The 21349-nt window shown below is 62.2% G+C and carries 23 protein-coding genes and 1 riboswitch; of the genes, 12 read left to right on the forward strand and 11 right to left on the reverse strand.

What is annotated here, in order from left to right; genetic code table 11:
• Positions 1–12 precede the first annotated feature (12 nt).
• Together JNB71_RS16295 and JNB71_RS16300 are read right to left on the reverse strand one after the other, a co-directional pair.
• The gene (locus JNB71_RS16295; RefSeq protein ID WP_220372816.1) at positions 13–1293 is read right to left on the reverse strand and encodes a TRAP transporter large permease; all 1281 of its coding nucleotides are present in this window, start codon (positions 1291–1293) and stop codon (positions 13–15) included.
• Positions 1294–1303: 10 nt separating this feature from the next.
• Complete coding sequence (locus tag JNB71_RS16300; protein WP_220372817.1) at positions 1304–1867, reverse strand: TRAP transporter small permease; 564 nt, start codon at positions 1865–1867, stop codon at positions 1304–1306.
• A 281-nt stretch (positions 1868–2148) separates the two neighbouring features.
• On the opposite strand from JNB71_RS16300, the gene JNB71_RS16305 reads away from it, so the two are divergent.
• Positions 2149–2784, forward strand: coding sequence for a TetR/AcrR family transcriptional regulator (locus JNB71_RS16305; RefSeq protein WP_220372818.1), 636 nt, complete (start codon positions 2149–2151; stop codon positions 2782–2784).
• Between the two features lie 9 nt (positions 2785–2793).
• Here JNB71_RS16305 and JNB71_RS16310 read toward each other — a convergent pair whose 3' ends face one another.
• The gene (locus JNB71_RS16310) at positions 2794–4035 is read right to left on the reverse strand and encodes an MFS transporter (RefSeq protein ID WP_220372819.1); all 1242 of its coding nucleotides are present in this window, start codon (positions 4033–4035) and stop codon (positions 2794–2796) included.
• 296 nt (positions 4036–4331) lie between these two features.
• On the opposite strand from JNB71_RS16310, the gene JNB71_RS16315 reads away from it, so the two are divergent.
• The 3 genes from JNB71_RS16315 to JNB71_RS16325 all read left to right on the forward strand — a co-directional run bounded on the left by JNB71_RS16315 (position 4332) and on the right by JNB71_RS16325 (position 6266).
• The gene (locus tag JNB71_RS16315) at positions 4332–4607 is read left to right on the forward strand and encodes a metal/formaldehyde-sensitive transcriptional repressor (RefSeq protein WP_220372820.1); all 276 of its coding nucleotides are present in this window, start codon (positions 4332–4334) and stop codon (positions 4605–4607) included.
• A gap of 12 nt (positions 4608–4619) precedes the next feature.
• Positions 4620–5555: a CDF family Co(II)/Ni(II) efflux transporter DmeF gene (gene dmeF, locus JNB71_RS16320; protein ID WP_220372821.1), complete on the forward strand. Its 936-nt coding sequence runs from the start codon at positions 4620–4622 to the stop codon at positions 5553–5555.
• 111 nt (positions 5556–5666) lie between these two features.
• A complete protein-coding gene (locus JNB71_RS16325) occupies positions 5667–6266 on the forward strand; it encodes a DUF922 domain-containing Zn-dependent protease (protein WP_220372822.1) in 600 nt (199 codons plus the stop codon).
• A gap of 19 nt (positions 6267–6285) precedes the next feature.
• On the opposite strand, the gene JNB71_RS16330 is transcribed toward JNB71_RS16325, so the two are convergent.
• The gene (locus JNB71_RS16330; RefSeq protein WP_220372823.1) at positions 6286–6834 is read right to left on the reverse strand and encodes a cupin domain-containing protein; all 549 of its coding nucleotides are present in this window, start codon (positions 6832–6834) and stop codon (positions 6286–6288) included.
• A 142-nt stretch (positions 6835–6976) separates the two neighbouring features.
• On the opposite strand from JNB71_RS16330, the gene JNB71_RS16335 reads away from it, so the two are divergent.
• Positions 6977–8314, forward strand: a complete 1338-nt coding sequence (locus JNB71_RS16335) for an aspartate aminotransferase family protein (protein WP_220372824.1) — start codon at positions 6977–6979, stop codon at positions 8312–8314.
• 228 nt (positions 8315–8542) lie between these two features.
• On the forward strand, positions 8543–9073 hold the full coding sequence (locus JNB71_RS16340; protein WP_220372825.1) for a DUF992 domain-containing protein: 531 nt from the start codon (positions 8543–8545) through the stop codon (positions 9071–9073).
• A 95-nt stretch (positions 9074–9168) separates the two neighbouring features.
• On the opposite strand, the gene JNB71_RS16345 is transcribed toward JNB71_RS16340, so the two are convergent.
• From JNB71_RS16345 to thiC, 7 genes are all read right to left on the reverse strand, one after another.
• Entirely contained in the window at positions 9169–9663 is a 495-nt protein-coding gene (locus JNB71_RS16345) for an acyl-CoA thioesterase (RefSeq protein ID WP_220372826.1), read from the reverse strand.
• Between the two features lie 157 nt (positions 9664–9820).
• Positions 9821–10570: a hydroxymethylpyrimidine/phosphomethylpyrimidine kinase gene (locus tag JNB71_RS16350; RefSeq protein WP_220372827.1), complete on the reverse strand. Its 750-nt coding sequence runs from the start codon at positions 10568–10570 to the stop codon at positions 9821–9823.
• Complete coding sequence (locus JNB71_RS16355; RefSeq protein ID WP_220372828.1) at positions 10567–11172, reverse strand: thiamine phosphate synthase; 606 nt, start codon at positions 11170–11172, stop codon at positions 10567–10569. The genes JNB71_RS16350 and JNB71_RS16355 overlap by 4 nt, the downstream gene beginning before the upstream one ends.
• Positions 11169–11942, reverse strand: a complete 774-nt coding sequence (locus JNB71_RS16360) for a thiazole synthase (RefSeq protein WP_220372829.1) — start codon at positions 11940–11942, stop codon at positions 11169–11171. The genes JNB71_RS16355 and JNB71_RS16360 overlap by 4 nt, the downstream gene beginning before the upstream one ends.
• A gap of 2 nt (positions 11943–11944) precedes the next feature.
• A complete protein-coding gene (gene thiS, locus JNB71_RS16365; protein ID WP_220372830.1) occupies positions 11945–12142 on the reverse strand; it encodes a sulfur carrier protein ThiS in 198 nt (65 codons plus the stop codon).
• On the reverse strand, positions 12139–13191 hold the full coding sequence (gene thiO, locus JNB71_RS16370) for a glycine oxidase ThiO (RefSeq protein ID WP_220372832.1): 1053 nt from the start codon (positions 13189–13191) through the stop codon (positions 12139–12141). Before thiO ends, thiS begins: the two co-directional genes overlap by 4 nt.
• Before the next feature lie 2 nt (positions 13192–13193).
• Positions 13194–15029 carry a phosphomethylpyrimidine synthase ThiC gene (thiC, locus tag JNB71_RS16375; protein WP_220372833.1) on the reverse strand — a complete coding sequence of 612 codons (1836 nt, stop codon included), beginning with the start codon at positions 15027–15029 and terminating at the stop codon, positions 13194–13196.
• A gap of 95 nt (positions 15030–15124) precedes the next feature.
• Positions 15125–15262: riboswitch (TPP riboswitch) on the reverse strand.
• Between the two features lie 164 nt (positions 15263–15426).
• Here thiC and JNB71_RS16380 point away from each other — a divergent pair.
• The 6 genes from JNB71_RS16380 to JNB71_RS16405 all read left to right on the forward strand — a co-directional run bounded on the left by JNB71_RS16380 (position 15427) and on the right by JNB71_RS16405 (position 21330).
• Positions 15427–16095 (forward strand): GntR family transcriptional regulator, encoded by a 669-nt coding sequence (locus JNB71_RS16380; RefSeq protein ID WP_112852575.1) that lies wholly within the window; start codon positions 15427–15429, stop codon positions 16093–16095.
• A 208-nt stretch (positions 16096–16303) separates the two neighbouring features.
• Complete coding sequence (gene bioB, locus JNB71_RS16385; protein WP_220372834.1) at positions 16304–17308, forward strand: biotin synthase BioB; 1005 nt, start codon at positions 16304–16306, stop codon at positions 17306–17308.
• Positions 17305–18450, forward strand: coding sequence for an 8-amino-7-oxononanoate synthase (locus tag JNB71_RS16390; protein ID WP_220372835.1), 1146 nt, complete (start codon positions 17305–17307; stop codon positions 18448–18450). Before bioB ends, JNB71_RS16390 begins: the two co-directional genes overlap by 4 nt.
• The gene (gene bioD, locus JNB71_RS16395) at positions 18450–19082 is read left to right on the forward strand and encodes a dethiobiotin synthase (RefSeq protein ID WP_220372836.1); all 633 of its coding nucleotides are present in this window, start codon (positions 18450–18452) and stop codon (positions 19080–19082) included. Before JNB71_RS16390 ends, bioD begins: the two co-directional genes overlap by 1 nt.
• Positions 19079–20344 carry an adenosylmethionine--8-amino-7-oxononanoate transaminase gene (locus tag JNB71_RS16400; RefSeq protein ID WP_220372837.1) on the forward strand — a complete coding sequence of 422 codons (1266 nt, stop codon included), beginning with the start codon at positions 19079–19081 and terminating at the stop codon, positions 20342–20344. Before bioD ends, JNB71_RS16400 begins: the two co-directional genes overlap by 4 nt.
• Complete coding sequence (locus JNB71_RS16405) at positions 20341–21330, forward strand: beta-ketoacyl-ACP synthase III (RefSeq protein ID WP_220372838.1); 990 nt, start codon at positions 20341–20343, stop codon at positions 21328–21330. Before JNB71_RS16400 ends, JNB71_RS16405 begins: the two co-directional genes overlap by 4 nt.
• Positions 21331–21349 lie beyond the last annotated feature (19 nt).

Genomic DNA, 21349 nt, shown 5'->3' on the forward strand with positions numbered 1-21349 from the left:
GAATTTGAGGCATTAGTGTCCGAGCCAGGAGACCGGGACGGTCACCAGTTGCGGGAACACAACGAGCAGCAGCAGCACGACGAGTTCGGCGATAAGGAAAGGCATCACGCCCTTCATCAGCTCTTCCATGTTCAGTTTGGAGACGCCGCAGATCACGTTGAGGACGGTGCCGACCGGTGGCGTGATGAGTCCGATTGCGTTGTTGATGATGAACAGGACGCCGAAATAGACAGGATCGATGCCCGCCTGCTTGATGATCGGCATCAAGACGGGCGTCATGATCAGAATGGTCGGCGTCATGTCCATCGCGGTGCCGACGAGTACGACCAGGCCCATGATCGCAAGCAACAGCAGCGTCTGATTGTCCATCAGGGGTTCGACGAGCTTTGCCAGATCCCCCGGGACGTCCGCGACCGTGATCAGCCAGGCGGAAACGGCGGCGCAGGCGACCAGGAACATCACGACCGAGGTAATCTTCGCTGCGGCCACAAAGACGTGGAACAGCTTGGCGGGCGGCAGTTCGCGGTAGATCACCATCGACACGAAGAGAGAGTAGACGGCTGCGACGACGCCGGCTTCCGTCGGTGTGAAAACTCCGAACTTCAGCCCGATGATAATGATCAGCGGCAGCATCAGCGCCCAGATGCTGTCGAGGAATGCCTTCAGCCGCACCGCACCGCTTTGTTTCGCCGGCAAGGCGAACTGCTCCTTGCGGGCCACGATCATCCAGGTGGCGCAGAGTGCTCCGGCAATCATCAGCCCTGGAAAAATGCCCGCGAGGAACAGCTTCGTGATCGAAACCCCGCCGACCACGCCATACAGGATGAAGCCGATGGAGGGCGGGATGATCGGGCCGATAACAGACGCAGAAGCGAGGAGACCGCCGGTGCGGGCCGGATCGTGGCCGGACTTCAGCATCATCGGAAATAGCAGCGCGCCGAGTGCGGCCGCGTCCGCCACCGCCGAGCCGGACAGGCTCGAAAGAATACAGGCCGCGAAGATTGCCACGAAGCCGAGACCGCCGCGGATGTGGCCGACCATGGCCATGGCGAGTTCGACGATGCGGCGCGACAGACCGCCCGTATTCATGACTTCACCGGCCAGAAGAAAGAACGGCACTGCCATCAGCGGAAAGCTGTCTGCGCCGTTCAAGACGTTCTGCGCGACGATCTGTGCGTCGAACAGGCCGAGATACATCATCAGGGCGACGCCGCTGATGATCAGTGCGAACGCAATCGGCACGCCGAGCGCCATGGGGCCAAGCAGGGCTCCGAGGAAAATCGTGACTGTCATGGCGCGCTCCTCAGTGTTTTGCAACGGGCTGAACCAGCGCCGGAGCAACATGGTCGTCGAGAGCAAGCTGGTCTTCGCTGTCGCGCACCAACTCGGCGGTCTTGACGTCGATCCGACCGGTTGCGACCGCAAAGGCGTCCCAAAGGATGATCAGGAACGCGGGAATGCCGAAAGCGAGCCCGGCACCGTAGAAGACGGCCATGGAGATACCGGTCGCCGGTGCTGCGACATGCAGGTTGATCGCTGCCTGTGCCCAGCTTCCACTGATCATCAGCCACGTTGCCCATAGCATCAGCGCGTGGCCAGCGAGGACCGCGGTTTTAGCCCCAAGGGGAGGCAGCCGCCGAAGCAGGGAGTCGACGCCGAGATGGGCATGCTCCCGCATGGCGACGACGGCGCCAAGGAAGGTCAGCCAGACAAAGAAGATACGTGAAAGTTCTTCGGAATAGGTGATGCCGGTGTTTAGGGCATAGCGCAGGACGACGTTGCCGAAAACCAGCACGACCATGCCGGCAAGCAGCAGCGCCATCGCGGCCTTCACCACCAGAAAACAGAATTCAATTATCCGGATCATTCGCTCCTCCCAAGCGGTTACCGTCTCGCCGTCTTCCAGGTCCTCATCGGTCAGGACAGGTTTACAACAAGGCGAATGCGACGATCACTCCTCCAAGCTTTCGTTGCCTCCCTCTAAAATGTACGAACTAGTTCGAATGTCAAGTACGATCTCTTGAAAGACATCGCCAAGGTCAATAAGACTGTGGGGCAGTGCGCGGGAATGGAGCTCGCGTGCGACGCGTTTGGTTTTTACCTTTCGCGTTGAAAATCAGGACTGTGGCGGGGGAGAAACAGCTAGGAATGGCGGCGCGAGAAAACGGACGCAAAAACGATCCACAGCGAACGAAGGAAGATATCCTGATTGTCGCCACCGAGGAGTTCGCCACCCATGGTCTCGCCGGCGCACGCGTAGATGCGATTGCCGAGAAGACCCGAACGTCCAAACGGATGATCTACTATTATTTCGACAGCAAAGAGGGCCTCTATCTTGCCGTTCTCGAGCGCTCGTACCGGAAAATCCGCACGCACGAAGAGGACCTGAACCTTTCGAGCCTGGCGCCGGAGGAGGCTCTGAGAACGCTGATATCCTCCACGTTCGATCATGATGAGACCAATCCCGATTTCGTACGCCTTGTCAGCATTGAAAATATCCATCATGCCGCGCATATGCTGCGTTCCGAAGCCATCCGCGAACTCAACGTTTCGGTGATTGAAACGATTGCGGCAATTCTTGATCGCGGCGTTGCGCAGGGCGTGTTCCGCCGCAACGCGGACCCGATCGACATCCACATGCTCATCAGCGCCTTCTGTTTCTTCCGGGTGTCGAACCGCTACACGTTCGGAACGATCTTTCGGCGCGATCTCTCCGAGCCCGCAACGGCGCAGCGGCACAAGACACTGATCGCCGACGCGGTCGTAAGCTATCTGAAGACCTGAGTTGAGGCGCTATGCGGGAACGCCACTCAACCGGCGGCCCAGAAGCGCCAGCCCGATCAGCGCGAAAAGAGCAAAAGCGGCGCCAACCAGAAATGTACCCTGTGGCCCCACCATATCCCACAATACGCCGGCGATGACACTGGCAAGCAGCAGGGCCAGGCCAGTGACGAGGTTGAATATGCCGAATCCGGTCCCGCGAAGCTCGGCCGGCGCGGCGTCGGCAATCAAAGTTGCAAACAGTCCCTGCGTGAACCCCATGTGCAGCCCCCACAACACCACGCCGGCGATCAGGCCGGGGAAGCCGGGCACGAATGCGAGCAGCACGTCCGCCGCGATAAGCAGGAGAAGGCCGATTACCAGCATCGCCACCCGGTTTACGCGGTCCGACAAGGCTCCGGCGGGATAGGCCGACAGGGCATAGGCTATGTTCATCACGACAAGGACTGCCGGAATGAGCATCAACTGCAGACCGTCGGACTGAGCCCGCAGCAGCAGGAACGCCTCGCTGAAACGGGCAAGGGTAAACACGGTGGCGACGACGACTACCCACCAATAGTTCGGCCCGAGGCGGACAAGTTCGTCGCGATGCAACGGCATGCTGACGCGGCGCAATCCTTCAGGCCGCTTCGGCTCCTTCACCGCGACGGCCAAGAGCGCAACGGCCAGAAACGCCGGAAGGACAGCGACCCAGAACACTGCCTGGAAGTGATCCGCCGTCAGCCACATCAGGCCGATGGCGAGAAGCGGCCCGAGAAAGGCGCCGATCGTGTCGAGCGATTGGCGCAGGCCGAAACTGGCGCCACGCAGATGGGGTGGAGCGATGTCGGCCACAAGCGCATCGCGCGGCGCGCCGCGAATGCCCTTGCCAACCCGGTCGATAAAACGCGCAGCAACCAGCCAACCCACCGTTGGTGCGAGCGGAAAGATCGGTTTGGTGAGCGCGGCAAGGCCATAGCCGAGGACGGCGAGGAGCTTGCGCTTGCCGAGCCAATCGCTGAGCGCTCCGGAAAATACCTTGGTGATCGAAGCGGTCGCTTCCGCGATGCCTTCGATAATGCCCACGGTAAGCACCGAGGTCCCGAGCACTGAGATCATATAGACGGGAAGCAGGGCGTGGATCATCTCTGAGGAAATATCCATCAGCATCGACACGAAGCCGAGCACCCAGATTCCCGCCGGGATCGTCCTTCGGCCGTCGCCCGGTTCCAAGATGTTGCTTGTCACTCGGTTGCCTCCGCTTTTCCCCGTCATCTGTTGTCATCTTGCATCGAGGACCCGATGGGTAGCCGTCGAGCAGTTTTCCCGCAGGCTTGTAGCCGGGCTGCCGCCTCCTCACCAGAGTTCTCGGTGGAAGTTGGACTTGCGGATCTTCTGCGGCCAGCTTGAAGTTTTCGCAAGGTGATAGACCAGCGTTAAAATTTCAACCGCACCGAACGGCCACAATTGTTGCGTTGGACGCGTGAACGCTCCTGGTTGGGAGGGGGCGCGCCGCCACCAATGGAGCGCCGCCTTGCTGAAGGTCAAAATATACTATATAGGAGTATAGTATGTCTCACACGAAAACCAACAAGGGTGACCTCATCGCCAGGGTCCGGCGAATCGCCGGACAGGTTGCAGCGCTCGAGCGGGCGCTTGAGGCGGAGACCGGATGCGCGGTTGTTCTCCAGCAGGTCGCCGCCGCCCGCGGTGCGATCAACGGATTGATGGACGAAATTATCGAGGATCATTTGCGTGAACATGTGGCCCATCCCGATCTCGACGGGGCGGCGCGCGCGAAAGGAGCGGACGAACTTGCTGCTGTGATCCGTCGCTACGCCAGATAGGGAATGCCGCGCATGACCGGCCACGGTGACATCAGCCCTCTTACCCATGAGCATAGCTATCTGGGCGATTCTCATGACACAAATGCCAGGCGAACCCTTTGGGTCGTGGTGCTCACGTCGGTCATGATGATCGGCGAGATCATTGCCGGCTCGATGTTCAATTCCATGGCGCTCCTGGCGGATGGTTTTCATATGTCGACGCATGCGGGGGCTCTCGCAATCGCGGCATGGGCTTATGCCTTTGCCAGGCGGCACGCTCGTGACCGTCGGTTCAGTTTCGGAACAGGCAAGGTGGGTGACCTCGCAGGCTTTGCTTCCGCTTTGATACTGGGCATTATTGCGCTTGGCATTGCCGTCGACTCCGTGGTTCGCCTCATGGAACCGCGCCCGGTCGCGTTCACCGAAGCAACCCTGGTTGCGGTTATCGGCTTGCTGGTCAATATCGCCAGCGCACTGCTGCTGAGCGGTGGCCACAAGCATATTCATCAGCATGCCGGTAATGATCATCATCATGGCCACCACCACAGCCACGGCACCCATCATCACGATAACAACATGCGCGCGGCGTTTGTGCATGTCATCGCCGACGCGTTGACCTCGGTCCTGGCCATTGCCGCGCTGCTCAGCGGGCGCTATCTCGGCTGGGTGTGGTTGGATCCGGTGATGGGTTTAGTCGGAGCCATCGTCATCGCTACCTGGTCGTGGTCGCTGATCCGGCAAACGGCGGCGGTCTTGCTGGATACGACTGACACACATCTTGAAGCCGAAGTGCGCGCGCATGTCGAGGGCAAAGGTGACGCCCGGATTACCGATCTGCACATCTGGCGTGTAGGGCCCGGGGCGCACGCAGCCATTGTCAGCGTCACGGGTGCGGTTAGTGGCGAGACCGTGCGTTCGCGTCTGGCGCCGGTGCACGAACTGGCCCATCTCACGGTTGAAACGCGATAGCCGTCGCCGATCTCCGGCCGACAATCAACAATCGGCGTATGGACGATTGAACGCGGTCTTCGTGTCCTTTAGTCATGAGACCGACGAAGCACCGGTTTTGCGGGGATTTGCGTGAAGATAGACGTCCGACTTTGCCTGCTCGCAGCCTGCTTCGCATTCCCGCCGATGGACACGCGTGCGGAGTGGCGGGCGGTCGAAAAAGTCCAGCCCTACGCCATCGCCGGCAGGAGCGGCGCCGAGCTCTATGCCTCGATTGGCGAAAGAGGGCCGAAGGCCGGTGGTCTGGGACGGGCAATCGCACACACCAGTTTCAAGTTGACCTGGACCAGGAAATACGAAGTGCAGGGCGACGCCTGCGTGCTCGTTTCGGCGCGACCCAAGCTCATCATCACCTATACTTTGCCAAGGCCGTCCGAGCCGTTACCTGCCGACACGAAGAAGAATTGGGAAGCATTCAGTGCCGGGGTCCACAAGCATGAGCTCGTGCATGGCGATCACATAAAAGACATGGTGAAAAAGATCGAAGCCGCAACCGTCGGGCTCAGCGTTCTTGCGGATCCCGGTTGCAAGAAGATCAAGACCGAAATGACCACCCGCCTTGGCGCGCTCTCCCGGGCGCAACGACAGCAAAGCCGGGATTTCGACCGTATGGAGCTCAGTGATGGCGGCAATATTCACCAACTGATTCTAGCGCTGGTGAACGGCGGCTAAGAGCAGCGTCGCAGCGGTTTCAGAAGGTTGGCGGCGTGCAGGCGCTGATAACCTCACAAGCGACCGGTCCCACGCAGCGGAAACGGTGCGGCCGCCGGCTCTCAAAGTAATAGGCGTCGCCGGGTCCAAGGACGCGCCGCTCGTCATCCACCGTCACCTCCAGCCGTCCGGACAGCACGATCCCGCCCTCCTCGCCCTCATGGACGAGCGGAACCTTTCCGGTATAGGCGCCCGGCTGATAGCACTCCTTGAGGATTTGCAGGCTGCGTCCGAACAGATTGTCGCCGATTTGCCGGTAGGAGATCGGTCCCTTGCCGATCTCGGTGAGTTCATCGGAGCGGTAGAAAGCCTTGCGCGGCCGCTCCGGCTCAAAGGCGAAGAACTCGGCCAGGCCGATTGGAATGCCGTCGAGAATGCGCTTCAGCGCGCCAACCGACGGGTTGGCGGAGTTGGATTCGATCAACGAGATCGTCGAATTGGTCACGCCAGTCCGTCTGGCAAGTTCGCGCTGGGAGAGATTACGCGTTGTCCGCAGGTACCTGAGGCGGCCACCGATATCGACTGACATGGAGATCCGTTCCTGTTGTTCGAAATAGCGCAAATACAAGCACGCTCATCTAACAAATTCAACAGTTTGATCTGGCGCAGAAAAGGACTTGTTCGATCGGGAAAATCATGGCGGCAATGGCCCATCGCAAGGGAGATTTAAGATGGACGCACACACCAAACCAAATGCCCCGGTTCTTGACAGCTACTGGATGCCATTTACCGCCAACCGGCAATTCAAGGCTGCACCGCGTCTACTCGAATCGGCTGAAGGCATGCACTACACTGCGACCGACGGCCGCAAGATTCTCGATGGCACGGCGGGGCTATGGTGTGTCAACGCCGGCCACGGGCGCCGCCAGATCGCAACGGCAGTCGAGCGTCAGTTGACGACGCTCGACTATGCACCGTCCTTCCAGATGGGGCATCCGATCGCGTTCGATTTCGCCGAACGGTTGGCGGAGATCGCGCCCGGCGGGCCGGACAATCGGCTCGACCGGGTCTTCTTCACGGGTTCCGGTTCGGAATCGGTGGATACGGCGTTGAAGATTGCCATCGCCTACCAGCGTGCTATCGGTCAGGGCACGCGAACCCGGCTGATCGGGCGCGAGCGCGGATATCATGGCGTCGGCTTCGGCGGCATTTCGGTCGGCGGCCTGGTCAACAATCGCCGCGTTTTCCCGCAACTCGCCGGTTCTGACCATCTGCGGCACACTCATGATCTTGCCCGCAACGCCTATATCAAGGGCCAACCGGAGCACGGAGCGGAGCTTGCCGACGATCTCGAGCGTCTGGTCGCGCTTCACGGCGCCGAAACGATCGCGGCCTGCATCGTCGAGCCCGTGGCCGGCTCCACCGGCGTGCTCGTGCCGCCGAAAGGCTATCTCGACCGGCTGCGGGCAATCTGCGACCGTCACGGCATTCTCCTGATCTTCGACGAGGTCATTACCGGCTTCGGCCGCCTTGGTGCCGGCTTCGCCGCGGACTATTTCGGCGTCCGTCCGGATATCGTCACAACCGCGAAGGGATTGACCAACGGTGCGATCCCGATGGGGGCCGTCTTCACCAGCCGCGCCGTGCATGACGCGCTGATGCATGGGCCTGAAAGTCAGATCGAGCTTTTCCATGGCTACACCTATTCCGGTCACCCGGCAGCATGCGCCGCGGGCATAGCCACGCTGGACATCTATCGCGGCGAGGGACTTCTCACGCGCGCTGCCGAACTCGAAACGGAATGGCACGAGGCAATGCACTCCCTGAGGGGCCTGCCGCATATTATCGATATCCGCACGATCGGTCTGATTGCCGGTATCGAGCTTGCATCCCGCGACGGGGCGCTCGGTGCGCGCGCCTATGACGTTTTCGTCGATTGCTTCCAGAAGGGCCTGCTGATCAGGGTTACCGGCGACATCATCGCCTTCTCGCCACCTCTGATCATCGAGAAGGAACAGATCGGCGAGATCGTCTCCGTGCTTGGCGATGCCCTTAAACGGGCCGTGTGATCGATGTGCCGGCAGAGCGGCCGGTTCCGGTCGCGCGTCGGTATCGTGCCTTCGAAAAGTCCTATTGCCGGTTGAAGTGTGAATGGTCTGTTAACGTGTGGTCCATTCACAGCTCGGCGCCGGCTGCGTCGAAACGGCGGATGGGAACACTCTCCCGACACGATGCGTCAGCAAAGGACCGAGTGTTGCTCGGCTGTCGCATCGAGTGGGGTCAAGAAGGAAAAATCGATGAATAAATCTGTCGCGATGATGCTTTTCGCCGTGTCAATGGGCGCAACCGGCGGTACCGCCAGGGCGGCCGATGTGCGGGCCAACGACCCCGTCCCGACATACCAGGAACCGGACGCCCGGGGCGGCGTAAAGATCGGCTATCTCGAGTGCGATGTCGGCGGCGGCGCCGGTTACGTTCTGGGGTCCGCCAAGGACATCGACTGCGTCTTCCACTCCGCTGTCGGTGAAGAGCGCACGGACCACTATACCGGTGCGGTGCGGAAGATGGGCCTCGACCTCGGCTTCACGACTCGCAGCAAGCTGGTCTGGGCAGTCTTTGCGCCGACGGCGGGCTATCATCAGGGCTCCCTGAGCGGCCTCTACCAGGGGGCGAGCGCTGAGGCGACGGTCGGAGCCGGCGTCGGCGCCAATATTCTGGTCGGCGGCACGTCGGGTTCGATTCACCTCCAGACGGTCAGCGTCACGGGGCAGATTGGCCTGAACCTCGCTGCGGGCGGCACTTCTGTAACCCTCACTGCCATAAACTAGGCGCTGCCAACGGACATTGGGCGAAACCACGTGACCACCGCATGGTTGCGCGTCATGCCGCCATGCGGGCTTCTTTGCGCCACGTGCACAACCGCCTACTCGTCATGAGTCGAGCCGGCAGCGCGAAAGCGTTCCTCGAATTCGCGCCGCAGACTGCGCCGTGTCTCTGCCGCACGCAGGCGGCGTTGCCGCATTTCATCGGCCGGCTCATAGATCGGCACAGTGGTTGGACGCCCTTCCGCATCCACGGCAACCATAGTGAAGTAGCAGGAATTGGTGTGCCGTCGCTCGCCGGTCCGGATATTCTCCGCCTCGACCCTTATGCCGACTTCCATGGAGGTCCGTCCGGCGTAGTTGATCGAAGCGCGAAAGGTGACGAGCTCGCCGACATGGATCGGCTGGCGAAAGACGACCTGATCGACGGACAAAGTCACGGCATATTCCTGCGAATATCGAGACGCACAGGAGTAAGCGACCCGGTCCAAGAGATTGAGCAGCGCCCCGCCATGGACCTTGCCGCTGAAATTCGCCATGTCGGGCGTCATCAGTACGACCATCTCGAGTTGGCTCGTGTCGTGACCGTCTTGCATGCTCAACCTCCAACTCCATTTGCCACCGCGCCGACCTCTCAGGCACGCTGGGCCCCCAACCGGCATTGGCAATGTAGGCGAGATTGATGATGTCGGATAGGCCGCCAACAACTGTTCGCCTCGGGGGCAGTGGCCACACTGGCGTCGCTATTCCCGATCAGTCGTTCCGCTCACTCAGCTGGTTATGAACAAAGGCCTTGGCGTCGCCGACCGCAGTCGCCAAGTCGCCACCGCAGGCCAGCCGCGCCGCAATTGCGCTCGCCAGCATGCAACCGGTCCCGCGCATCGAGACGGCAAGGCGAGGAGCCGCGAAGCCCTGGATGGCGCAGCCTGCCTGAACAAGCATATCGACTGATTCCAGGCCGTCGCCATGGCCTCCCTTGACAAGAACGGCTTGCGCCCCTGCGGTAACCAACTCTCGTGCCTGGGCGATTGCGGCCTCCGGCGGTTCCTCGTTCATCGAACCGGTGAGAAGTGAAAGCTCGGGCAGGTTTGGCGTAATCAGTGCGCATTGGAGGAACAGCCGATGCAAGGAGGCTGTGGCGTTGGGAGCAAGCAGGATGCCCCCCGATGAGGATGCAAGAACCGGATCGAGCACCACCGGAATATCCGGATGGTCCGTCAGAACTGAAGCGACGGCGGTAATCGTCGCGGCCGTTGCCAGCATACCGATCTTGATGGCATCGACGTCATTGGCTGTAAGGGCAGCACGCATCTGCTGGGCGACACGCTCTGGCGGAATGGCATCGACATGTTGAACGCCGTGATGGGTCTGGACGGTGACCGCGGTGACTGCCACAGAGGCCTTCACCCCAAACGCGGCCAGCGTCTCGATGTCACGGACGATGCCGGCGCCGCCCGAGGAATCCGATCCTGCGACGACAAGCACATGCGACTTCCTCGTCATCGAAATTGCGCCGTCCGCTCAATCCACTCTCGCGTGCGTGCTTGCGGATCCGCATTGAGGGTGATGTCGGTGACAACGGCGGCACTGTCGGCTCCATGGGCAAAGACGCTGCCGATGCGATCGGCAGTGACCCCGCCGATGGCGACGAGTGGCAGGTTGCCGATACGCACCTTCCAGTCGCGCAGCCTCTCGAGACCCTGCGGTGCCCATGCCATTGCCTTGAGGATCGTCGGCCAGACCGGCCCGAGCGCCACGTAGTCCGGCGCCGCTGCCAGCGCCGTCTCGAGCTCCGCCTCGTCATGGGTCGAGAGGCCGAGCTTCACGCCCGCGCAGCGTATGGCGGCGAGATCAGCGGTTGCCAGATCCTCCTGGCCGAGATGGACGAAATCGCAACCCTCGTCGATCGCCAGCCGCCAATAGTCGTTGATGATGAGCTGGCAGCCATGCGCCGCGCAGATCGTTTTCGCGCGGCGGATGTTTTGGCGCAATTCCGCCGCGGTGCAATCCTTCTTGCGCAGCTGAACGAGCTTCACGCCGAGCGGCACCAGGCGCTCGATCCAGTCGGCACTGTCGACGATCAGATAAAAGGGATCAAGCTTCATGAAAACACCGCCTTGCCGATGACCGGTGTCGAGGGCACCGCCATGTCGCGCGGCTCGAGCATGCCGGCTCGAAAAGCAATGTGACCTGCTTCGATCGCGCCGGTAAACGCCGCAGCCATCGCCGCCGGATCGGCAGCACCGGCAACGGCGGTGTTCAGCAGCACCGCATCGTAACCGAGCTCCATGACGATAGCGGCGTGGGATGGCCGCCCGATGCCGGCGTCGACGATCAGCGGGACATCCGGAAAATGCGCACGCATGCTGCGCAACGCCGGCAGGTTGACCGGCCCCATGGCCGAACCGATCGGCGCGCACCAGGGCATCAGCACTTGGCATCCCGCTTCCATGAGGTGTTCCGCCACCACGAGGTCATCGGTCGTATAGGGAAAAACCTTGAACCCTTCGCCGCTCAGGATGCGGGCCGCCTCGACCAACGCGAACACGTCGGGTTGCAGCGTGTCGTGGTTGCCGATCACTTCCAGCTTGATCCAGTCCGTGGCAAACACCTCGCGGGCCATCTTCGCCGTCAGCACCGCTTCTGCGACAGTGTGGCATCCCGCGGTGTTGGGCAGAACCCTGACGCCAAGCGTTCGGATCAGCTCGAAGAAGGCGCCGCCCGCGCGGCTGCCCGCCATTTCGCGGCGAAGCGACACAGTGACGATGTCGGTCTTTGAAGCATGCACCGCCTCGGCGAGGATGGCCGGCGAGGGGTAGCGCGCCGTTCCCAGCAGCAGGCGAGAGGCAACGACGTGTCCGTAAAGCTCAAGCACCGTCAACCTCCCTGCATGGGAGAGAGGATTTCGATGCGGTCGCGGTCGGAAAGGGTAAAAACCGAGCGATCCTCGCGATGGATCAGTTCCCCATTGACGGCTGTCGCCAGCCACTCGCCCTCGTATTCAAGCGAGACGAGAAGGTCCGAAAGGACGGAGATATCCGTATAGTGGTCTTCGCCGTTGATTGTCAGTTTCATCGGCCAGCTCCGATCTGAAGTGGAATGACGTTGCGTTCGGAAGGGTCACGCGAGCTTGGGCGAACCAAAGACTGTTGCCCGTTGTCAGCTTGCATGCCGAAGATGCGGGTTGCGGCGTCCTTCGCCATTGACGGAGCGAGCAGAAACCCGTGGCGGTAAAAGCCGTTGAGGCGGATGGCGCCTCCATCGACCGAGAGGCGTGGCAGATTGTCCGGGTAGGCAGGGCGCACGCCGGCGCCGGTTTCGATCACGCGCGCCTCTCCGAAGGTCGGATGAACCGTATAGGCGGCGTTTAGAAGCTCCATCAGCGACCGGGCACTCACCGGTCCCGCATCGTCACTCTCGATCATGGTAGCGCCGATCATGAAACGGCCATCGCCGCGCGGAACGACATAGAGCGGGATGCGCGGATGCAGCAGCCGGACTGGGCGCGAAAGGCTCAGATCGGGCGTTTCCAGCATCAGCATCTCGCCGCGCACGCCGCGCAGTTCCGCCGCTTGGCCGATTGCGTTTGCCCCGGTGCAATCCACGACACGATCGAACCCGGCCTCCGGAAAATCCGGCCCGGCGCCGAGATGAAAACGTACGCCGCTCGCCTGCAGCGTGCCGTAGAGAGCCATTATTGCACGACGGGGATCGAGATGCGCCTCGTTCTGGAAATGCAGCGCCTTTCGGAACCGCCCGGCGAGATCCGGTTCCAGGGAGGCGATGTCATCCGCATCCAGCCAGTCGCAGCCGGACGTGCGGGCCGCGAAGCGGGCAAGCTCGCCGGTGTCGCGCTGCGGCGCGACGACCAGTGTGCCTTTGCAGGTCACGTGGCCGGGCAGGACTGTGTGCCACCAGTCGGCAGCCTCGCGTCCGAGCGCTAGTACGGTGTCGGGTGCACTTTCGCTTTCGCACCAGGGCGCCAGCATGCCGCCGGCAAACCAGGTGGCGCCGCCGCCGACGTGGCGTGCGATCTCCGCCACCTCGACGGCGGCGCCTCTCGCCGTCAACTCATGGGCGAGCGTGAGACCGGCAACGCCGGCCCCCTTGATCAGGACGCGCATGATCACTCTCCTGAAGGCGCGACGGTCCCATCCGCACCAAGCGGCATATAGAGTTCGCCGCCGGCCTGGAACTTCGCGGCCATGGCTTCGAGGCCCTCTTTCTGCGCTTCGGCGCGAATGTCATGCGATATCCGCATGGAGCAGAATTTTGGCCCGCACATCGAGCAGAAATGCGCCACCTTGTGGGCCTCCTTCGGCAGCGTTTCATCGTGGAAGGAGCGGGCCGTTTCCGGATCGAGCGAGAGATTGAACTGATCCTCCCAGCGGAACTCGAAGCGGGCGCGCGACAGAGCATCGTCGCGAACCTGGGCTGCGGGGTGCCCCTTGGCGAGATCGGCTGCGTGCGCCGCGATCTTGTAGGTGATGACGCCAACCTTGACGTCATTGCGATCGGGCAATCCCAGATGCTCCTTCGGCGTGACGTAGCAGAGCATCGCCGTGCCGAACCAGCCGATCATGGCAGCACCGATGCCGGAGGTGATGTGGTCGTAGCCTGGCGCAATGTCGGTCGTCAGTGGCCCGAGCGTGTAGAAGGGCGCCTCGCCGCAGACTTTCAGCTGCTTGTCCATGTTTTCCTTGATCTTGTGCATCGGCACATGGCCGGGGCCCTCGATCATCACCTGGCAATCCTTCGCCCAGGCGATCTGCGTCAGTTCGCCGAGCGTCTCGAGTTCGGCGAATTGCGCGGCGTCGTTGGCATCGGCGATCGAGCCCGGGCGCAGGCCATCGCCAAGCGAGAAGGAGACGTCATAGGCGCGGCAGATGTCGCAAATTTCCTCGAACTGCTCGTAGAGGAAGCTCTCCTTGTGGTGATGCAGACACCACTTGGCCATGATCGAGCCGCCGCGCGAGACGATGCCTGTGACGCGGTTGACGGTGAGCGGAATGTAATGCAACCGGACGCCGGCATGGATGGTGAAATAGTCGACGCCCTGCTCGGCCTGCTCGATGAGGGTGTCGCGGAAGACCTCCCAGGTGAGATCCTCGGCAATGCCGTTGACCTTTTCCAGTGCCTGGTAGAGCGGCACAGTGCCGATCGGGACGGGCGAATTGCGGATGATCCATTCGCGGATGTTGTGAATGTTGCGGCCGGTCGAAAGATCCATGACGGTGTCGGCGCCCCAGCGCGTTGCCCAGACCATCTTTTCGACTTCCTCTGCCATCGAGGAGGTGACGGCCGAATTGCCGATGTTGGCGTTGATTTTCACCAGGAAATTGCGGCCGATGATCATCGGCTCGGCTTCGGGGTGATTGATGTTGGCGGGAATGATCGCCCGGCCGGCCGCGACCTCGGCCCGGACGAATTCCGGCGTGACATGATCGGGAATATGGGCACCGAAGCTTTCGCCGTCGCGGACGAGCGCTTCCTTGGCAGCCTTGCGGCCGAGGTTTTCGCGGATGGCGATATATTCCATTTCCGGCGTGATGATCCCGGCCCGCGCATAGGCGATCTGCGTGACGGCCTTGCCGTCCTTCGCTCTCAGCGGCGGGTTGCGGAGCGGAAATTCCGGGGTCAGCCGCTCGCCCGTGGCAAAGCCGTTGTCTTCCGGTTTGACATGTCGGCCCTCATACGCCTCGACGTCGCCGCGGGCAGTCACCCAGGCGGCGCGCAGTCTCGGCAGGCCGGCGTCGATCGAGACGGCATGCGATGGATCGGTGTAGGGCCCGGAGCTGTCATAGACGGTGACGGGCGGCTCGCCGGATGTCGGATGAAGTGCGATCTGGCGCATTGGCACGCGAATGTCCGGATGCATCTCCCCGGCGACATGGATCTTTCGCGATGCGGGCAGCGGCCCGGTCGTGACGGTCGGAGTGAGGTTTTTTGCGGCAATATTCATGGTTTGAGGCTCCAAATTTTAAGGTTGGAGACCCAGTCATCAAAGCCGGAATGATGAAAAGACGCCGACGCGAGTCCACAAATGGAATTCGAGCCGCAACAGCGCTTGCACCGTCCCTACGCCAGTATGAACTGGATCAGGTTCAACGGGTCACTGCGCTCTTGAGGGCGGCAAGGCCGCCTGTCACGCCAGCAGTATCTCAGCCCCTTGTCGGGACCCCCCTGGTGAATGCAGCAAGTAAGGCATGGTTCAGGACGGCCCGTCAAGGCCTTGTTGGCGCGACGGGCGCGATGGGGCTGAAGCGGCGGCGGCTGCGCCTGCACGGCAAGCTGTAAAGATTTTCAACGATTTCAGTCTTTGTCTCGACAGCGCGGCTGTGGCAAATTATCTATAAAAAATGACCTCGACGCACGAAGACACCATCGCCAGCCGTATCAGCCGCATCCTTGCCGACAGGATCGTGACGGGGGAGCTCGATCCGGGCACGAAATTGCGCCAAGATCATATCGCCGAGGAGTTCGGAACAAGCCATGTGCCGGTGCGCGAAGCCTTTCGCCGGCTGGAGGCGCAGGGCTTGGCGGTCAGCGAGCCGCGCCGCGGCGTTAGGGTCGCGTCCTTCGATCTCAAGGAAGTCCGCGAGGTAGCACAGATGCGGGCGGCGCTGGAAGTCCTGGCGCTTCGGCACGCTGCGCCGCACCTGACGCCGTCGATCCTCGATCAGGCGGAGGAAGCGACGGTCGCCGGCGACAACTCCCGCGACGTTCGGTCCTGGGAAGAGGCCAACCGGCGCTTTCACAGCCTGATTCTGGCACCTTGCGGCATGCCCCGCCTCCTGACTTCGATCAACGATCTGCATGCCGCCAGCGCGCGTTTTCTGTTTGCAAGCTGGCGTTCGGAATGGGAAGTGCGCACCGATCACGACCATCGTGCGATCCTGACGTTTCTGCGCCAAGGCAACATCGAAAATGCCGCTGCCGTCCTTGAGCGCCACGTGCAGTGGATCGGCCAAAAACCCGTCCGGAATGCCTCCGGAACGACGCGCGAGGCTTTCGCGATCGTTGGCTGACCGCCCGCCGACCGGTGCCTGTCTGTCAGCTTCTTGCCTGACATCCACCCACCAGCGCAGTCCGTGAAATCTTCTTTTGATTGCAATCTTATAGCTGCTCAACGAAAGGGCGCTTGCGTTCGATCGCGCTGCAATAAATTATAGATAATATTCGCTCTTATCTATACGGGGATTTGTAGTCAGTCGCATCGAAGGGAGCCGATTGAGAATGTTGCACGAAAACACAGCCGAAAACCGCGCGGAGGCGCCTAAGAGTGCGCTAGAGAAATGCACGTCACTCGCGCAGGCCAAAGTTATCTATAATTTGCCGTTCAATGATCTGCTGTATCGCGCCCAAACCGTTCATCGCGCCAATTTCGATCCCAATGCCGTGCAGTTGAGCCGGCTTTTGTCGATAAAGACGGGCGGCTGTGCCGAGGATTGCGGCTATTGCAGCCAGTCGGCCCATTCGCCGACCGGTCTCAAGGCTTCCAAGCTGATGATGGTCGAAAAGGTCGTCGCCGAAGCGCGCAAGGCGAAGGCTGAGGGTGCGACCCGCTATTGCATGGGCGCTGCATGGCGTAGTCCGAAGGACCGCGACATGGAAACGCTCGTTGCCATGGTCGGAGGCGTCAAGGCGCTTGGAATGGAGACCTGCATGACACTCGGCATGCTGTCGCCCGCCCAGGCCGGCGAACTGGCCAAGGCCGGCCTCGACTACTACAACCACAATATCGATACGTCGGAAGAATTCTACTCCGAAATCATCACCACACGCACCTTTGCCGACAGGCTGGAGACCCTGTCGAACGTGCGCGAAGCGGGCATGAAGGTCTGCGCCGGTGGCATTCTCGGCATGGGCGAAACGACCGACGACCGCATCTCCATGCTGGTAACGCTCGCCAATCTCCAGCCTGCGCCCGAGAGCGTGCCGATCAACATGCTGATTCCCATACCCGGTTCGCGGCTGGCCGACGCGGATCCGGTCGATCCGATCGAATTCGTCAGAACCATCGCGCTCGCCCGCATCCTTATGCCGTCCACGCACGTCCGCCTGTCGGCCGGGCGCACCCAGATGAGCGACGAAATGCAGGCGCTCTGTTTCTTCGCCGGCGCCAATTCGATCTTTGCCGGCGATACACTGCTCACCACCGAGAACCCGGGCGAGGATCACGATATGGCGCTGTTCCGCCGTCTTGGTCTGAAGCCCATGGAACTGGAGCCCGCTGAATGACGCCGACGCGGCTCGCGCGCTATGAAGCGACGCTGGCGGGGCTGGAGCGCCGTGAGCGGCTTCGGACGCTGATGGTGCGGGACGGCGTCGATTTCAGCTCGAACGATTACCTCGGCTTTGCCGGTTCGACGCGGCTGGCAACGGCGATCACGGCAGCCCTTCAGCGTGGTGTACCCGTTGGTGCGGGCGGCTCGCGGCTGTTGCGCGGCAACCACCCGGAGCATGAAGCGCTGGAGGCGGAGGCCGCTGCCTTTTTTGAGGCCGAGCGCGTCCTCTACTTCAGCACCGGCTTTGCCGCCAATGCCGCGCTTTTTTCAACCCTACCGCAGCGCGGCGATCTGATCGTGCATGACGCGCTGGTGCATGCCAGTGCGCACGAGGGGATGCAGGCGAGCCGGGCACAGGCGGTGGCGGCAGCGCACAACGATGTCGCGGCGTTCGAAGAGGCGATCACCCGCTGGCGGCAGGGCGGCGGCACCGGCCATCCGTGGATCGCGGTCGAAAGCCTCTATTCGATGGACGGCGACCGGGCACCGCTCGCAGCACTTGCAGCCCTTGCCGAACGCCATGCCGGCTTTCTGGTGATCGACGAGGCGCATGCGACGGGCGTCTTCGGTGCCGGCGGTCGTGGTCTCGCCGCCGAGTTGGAGAACCGGAGGAATGTGATCGTGCTGCACACCTGCGGCAAGGCGCTCGGGGTTTCCGGCGCACTGCTCGGTGCAAGCGCGGCGCTGTGCGACTATCTGGTCAACCGGGCGCGTGGTTTCATCTATTCGACCGCGCCGTCGCCGCTGATGGCGGCTGCCGTGCGCGAAGCCCTGCGCATGCTCGTGGATGAGCCAAAACGGCGCGCGGACTTCGACGCCTTGCGCAACTTTGCCAACAGGGAACTTGCCGACAAGCTCGGGATGGCGGGCAGCGGCTCGCAGATCCTGCCCGTGATCGTCGGCGACAACGGGCGGGCGATCCGTATCGCCGCGCGCATGCGGGCCGAAGGCTTCGACATCCGCGCCATTCGCCCGCCGACCGTTCCCGAAGGCACAGCACGGCTGAGGATCGCGATCACGCTCAACGTTGATGAGAGCGTCATCAGCCGCATGTTCGTGCGACTGGCGGCCATCATGGCGGAGGAGACGTCGTGATGCGTTTCGTCGTGACCGGCACGGACACCGGCATCGGCAAGACCGTGTTTTCCGCCGCGCTGACTGCGGCACTCGGCGGCGCTTACTGGAAGCCGGTGCAGTCGGGGCTCGAGGAAGAAACGGACAGCCAGACCGTCAGCCGGTTGGGCTGCCTGCCGCCGGAACGCATTCTGCCGGAAGCCTATCGGCTCAGAACCCCCGCGTCGCCGCATCTCGCTGCGCGCCTCGACGAGGTCGAGATCGCACCCGAGACCCTGACGCCGCCACTGACCGACACGCCGCTCGTCATCGAAGGGGCCGGAGGTCTTTTGGTGCCGTTGACGGAAAACCACGTGTTCGCCGATGTCTTTGCGCGCTGGCGCATCCCCGTGATCCTCTGCGCGCGCACGGGGCTCGGCACGATCAATCACACGCTGCTGTCGCTCGAAGCGCTGCGCAACAGGTCCATCCCCATTTTCGGCGTGGCGTTTATCGGCGACGAGGAAGCAGAAACGCAACGGATTGTTGGCGCGATGGGGCAAGTGCCGATTCTCGGGCGTCTGCCGCCCCTTGACCCGCTGACGCCGGCGCGTTTGGAACACACCTTTCGCGACCATTTCCCACTTTCTTCCTTTCAGGAGAGGACGGCATGACCTCACCCGTCTGGCACCCCTTCACCCAGCATGCGCTAGAACCGTCGATGAAGCGCGTCATACAAACGGACGGCGCGTGCATGGTCGATGAGGACGGCTCGCGCATCCTCGATGCGATTTCTTCCTGGTGGGTCATTACCCACGGCCACCGTCATCCCGCGATCATGAAGGCGATCCAGACGGCATGTGAGACCTACGACCAGATCATCTTCGCTGAATACACCCATGAACCGGCCGAGGAACTGGCGCGGGGCCTGATCGAGATCGCACCGGCCGGGCTCACGCATGTCTTTTATTCCGACAGCGGCTCGACCTCGGTCGAAGTCGCGCTGAAAATGGCGCTCGGCTTCTTCCACAATTCCGGCGCGCCGCGCGGCCGCATCTGCGTCATGGAGGACGGCTATCACGGCGATACGATCGGCACGATGTCGGCAGGCGAACGCGGCGTCTTCAACGCGGCCTACGAGCCGCTGCTGTTCGGCGTCGACCGGCTGCCGTTTCCGGTGACCGGCCGGGAGCAGGCGACGTTCGATGCCTTCGAGCGTTTCTGCGCGACAGGCCATGTGGCGGCGTTGTTGATCGAGCCGCTTGTTCTCGGCGCCGGCGGCATGCGCATCTATCCGGCCTCTGTCCTCACTGAGTTGAAGCGGATCGCTGAGAGGCATGGCGCCCTGATGATCGCCGACGAGGTGATGACCGGCTGGGGGCGCACGGGCAGCCTGTTCGCTTGCGAACAGGCCAGTGTGATGCCCGATATCCTCTGCACGTCCAAGGGCCTGACCGGCGGCAGCCTGCCGCTTGCCGCGACGCTCTGCACCGCCGAAATATTCGAAGCGCATCTGTCTGCGGACCGTCGCCGGACGTTCTTCCATTCGAGCTCCTACACCGCCAATCCGATTGCCTGCGCGGCCGCCGTCGCTAATCTTGCCGTGTGGAAGGACGAGCCGGTGCGCGAGCGCATCGGCTCGCTAGTGGGCATGCAACAGGAGCGGCTTGCCCGTTTCCAGGAGGATCTGCGCTTCGCCAATATTCGGCAGGCGGGCACGATCACGGCTCTCGATCTGCGCGTCCCGGCAGGCGGCTATCTGTCGGATGTCGGTCCGCGGCTCAGGGCCTTCTTTCGCGAGCGAAAACTGCTGATCCGGCCGCTGGGAAACGTCATCTACCTGATGCCACCTTATTGTGTCACAGCCGCCGAACTCGACCTGGCCTATGACGCCATCGACGAAGCGGCGGTGTATTTCGCGGCGGGGCGGCTTTGAAGGGGGCGCGGTCGTCGCGGCTTGCCGGTTTCGGTCATTGCGTTCCTCATCGCCGCGTCGAAAACACCGAGATCGAGGAAAGCCTCGGCCTCGAGCCGGGCTGGATCGAGCGCCGGACCGGCATCAGGGCGCGGCATTGGGCGGAGCCTGGCGATACGCTGTCCGGCCTTGCTGCGAAGGCCGGAGCGATGGCACTCGAAAATGCCGGCACAGTCCCGGGCGATATCGCACTTACGCTTCTTGCTACCTCAACGCCAGATCATCTTTTGCCGCCTTCGGCGCCGCTTCTTGCCCATCAGCTCGGGCTTGCCAATTCCGGTGCGATCGATCTCGCCGGTGCCTGTTCCGGCTTCCTCTATGCGCTGACGCTCGCCGACGGCTTTGTCCGCGCGCATGGCCGTCCGGTCCTGGTCGTTGCGGCCAACATATTGAGCCGCCGAATCAACCCGGCCGAGCGGGCAAGCGCAGTGCTGTTTGCCGATGCCGCAGGCGCCGTCGTGCTGATGCCGTCAGAGGTCCCCGACACGGGGCTACTCGGCGTCGACCTTGCGTCCGATGGCAGCCGCTACGACCTGATCTCGATTCCGGCTGGTGGAAGCAACCGGCCCTTTGCGGCGGACGTCGCAGCGAGCGAATGCCTGATGACGATGCGTGACGGTCGGGAGATGTATACGCAGGCGGTCGGGATGATGAGCCTGTGTGGCGAACGGGCACTTGCAAAAGCAGAACTCGCCGCTGCGGATGTCAGCCGTTTTGTTCCGCACCAGGCAAACGCACGCATCTTCGATGCCGTCTGCAGCCATCTTGGCATCGAACCGGAAAGGACCGTTCGCACGATCATGGACTATGGAAACTCTTCCGCCGCAACGATCCCGCTTTCCCTATCGCTTGCCCAACAGGCTGTGCCTTTCGCCGCCGGCGAAAAACTGCTGTTGACTGCGGCGGGCGCGGGACTGACCGGTGGCGCCTGCGTGATCGGGATCTAGAATGAATCCTTTTGATGGA

It is taken from the genome of Rhizobium herbae (assembly GCF_019511375.1).
Lineage (GTDB): Bacteria > Pseudomonadota > Alphaproteobacteria > Rhizobiales > Rhizobiaceae > Pararhizobium > Pararhizobium herbae_A.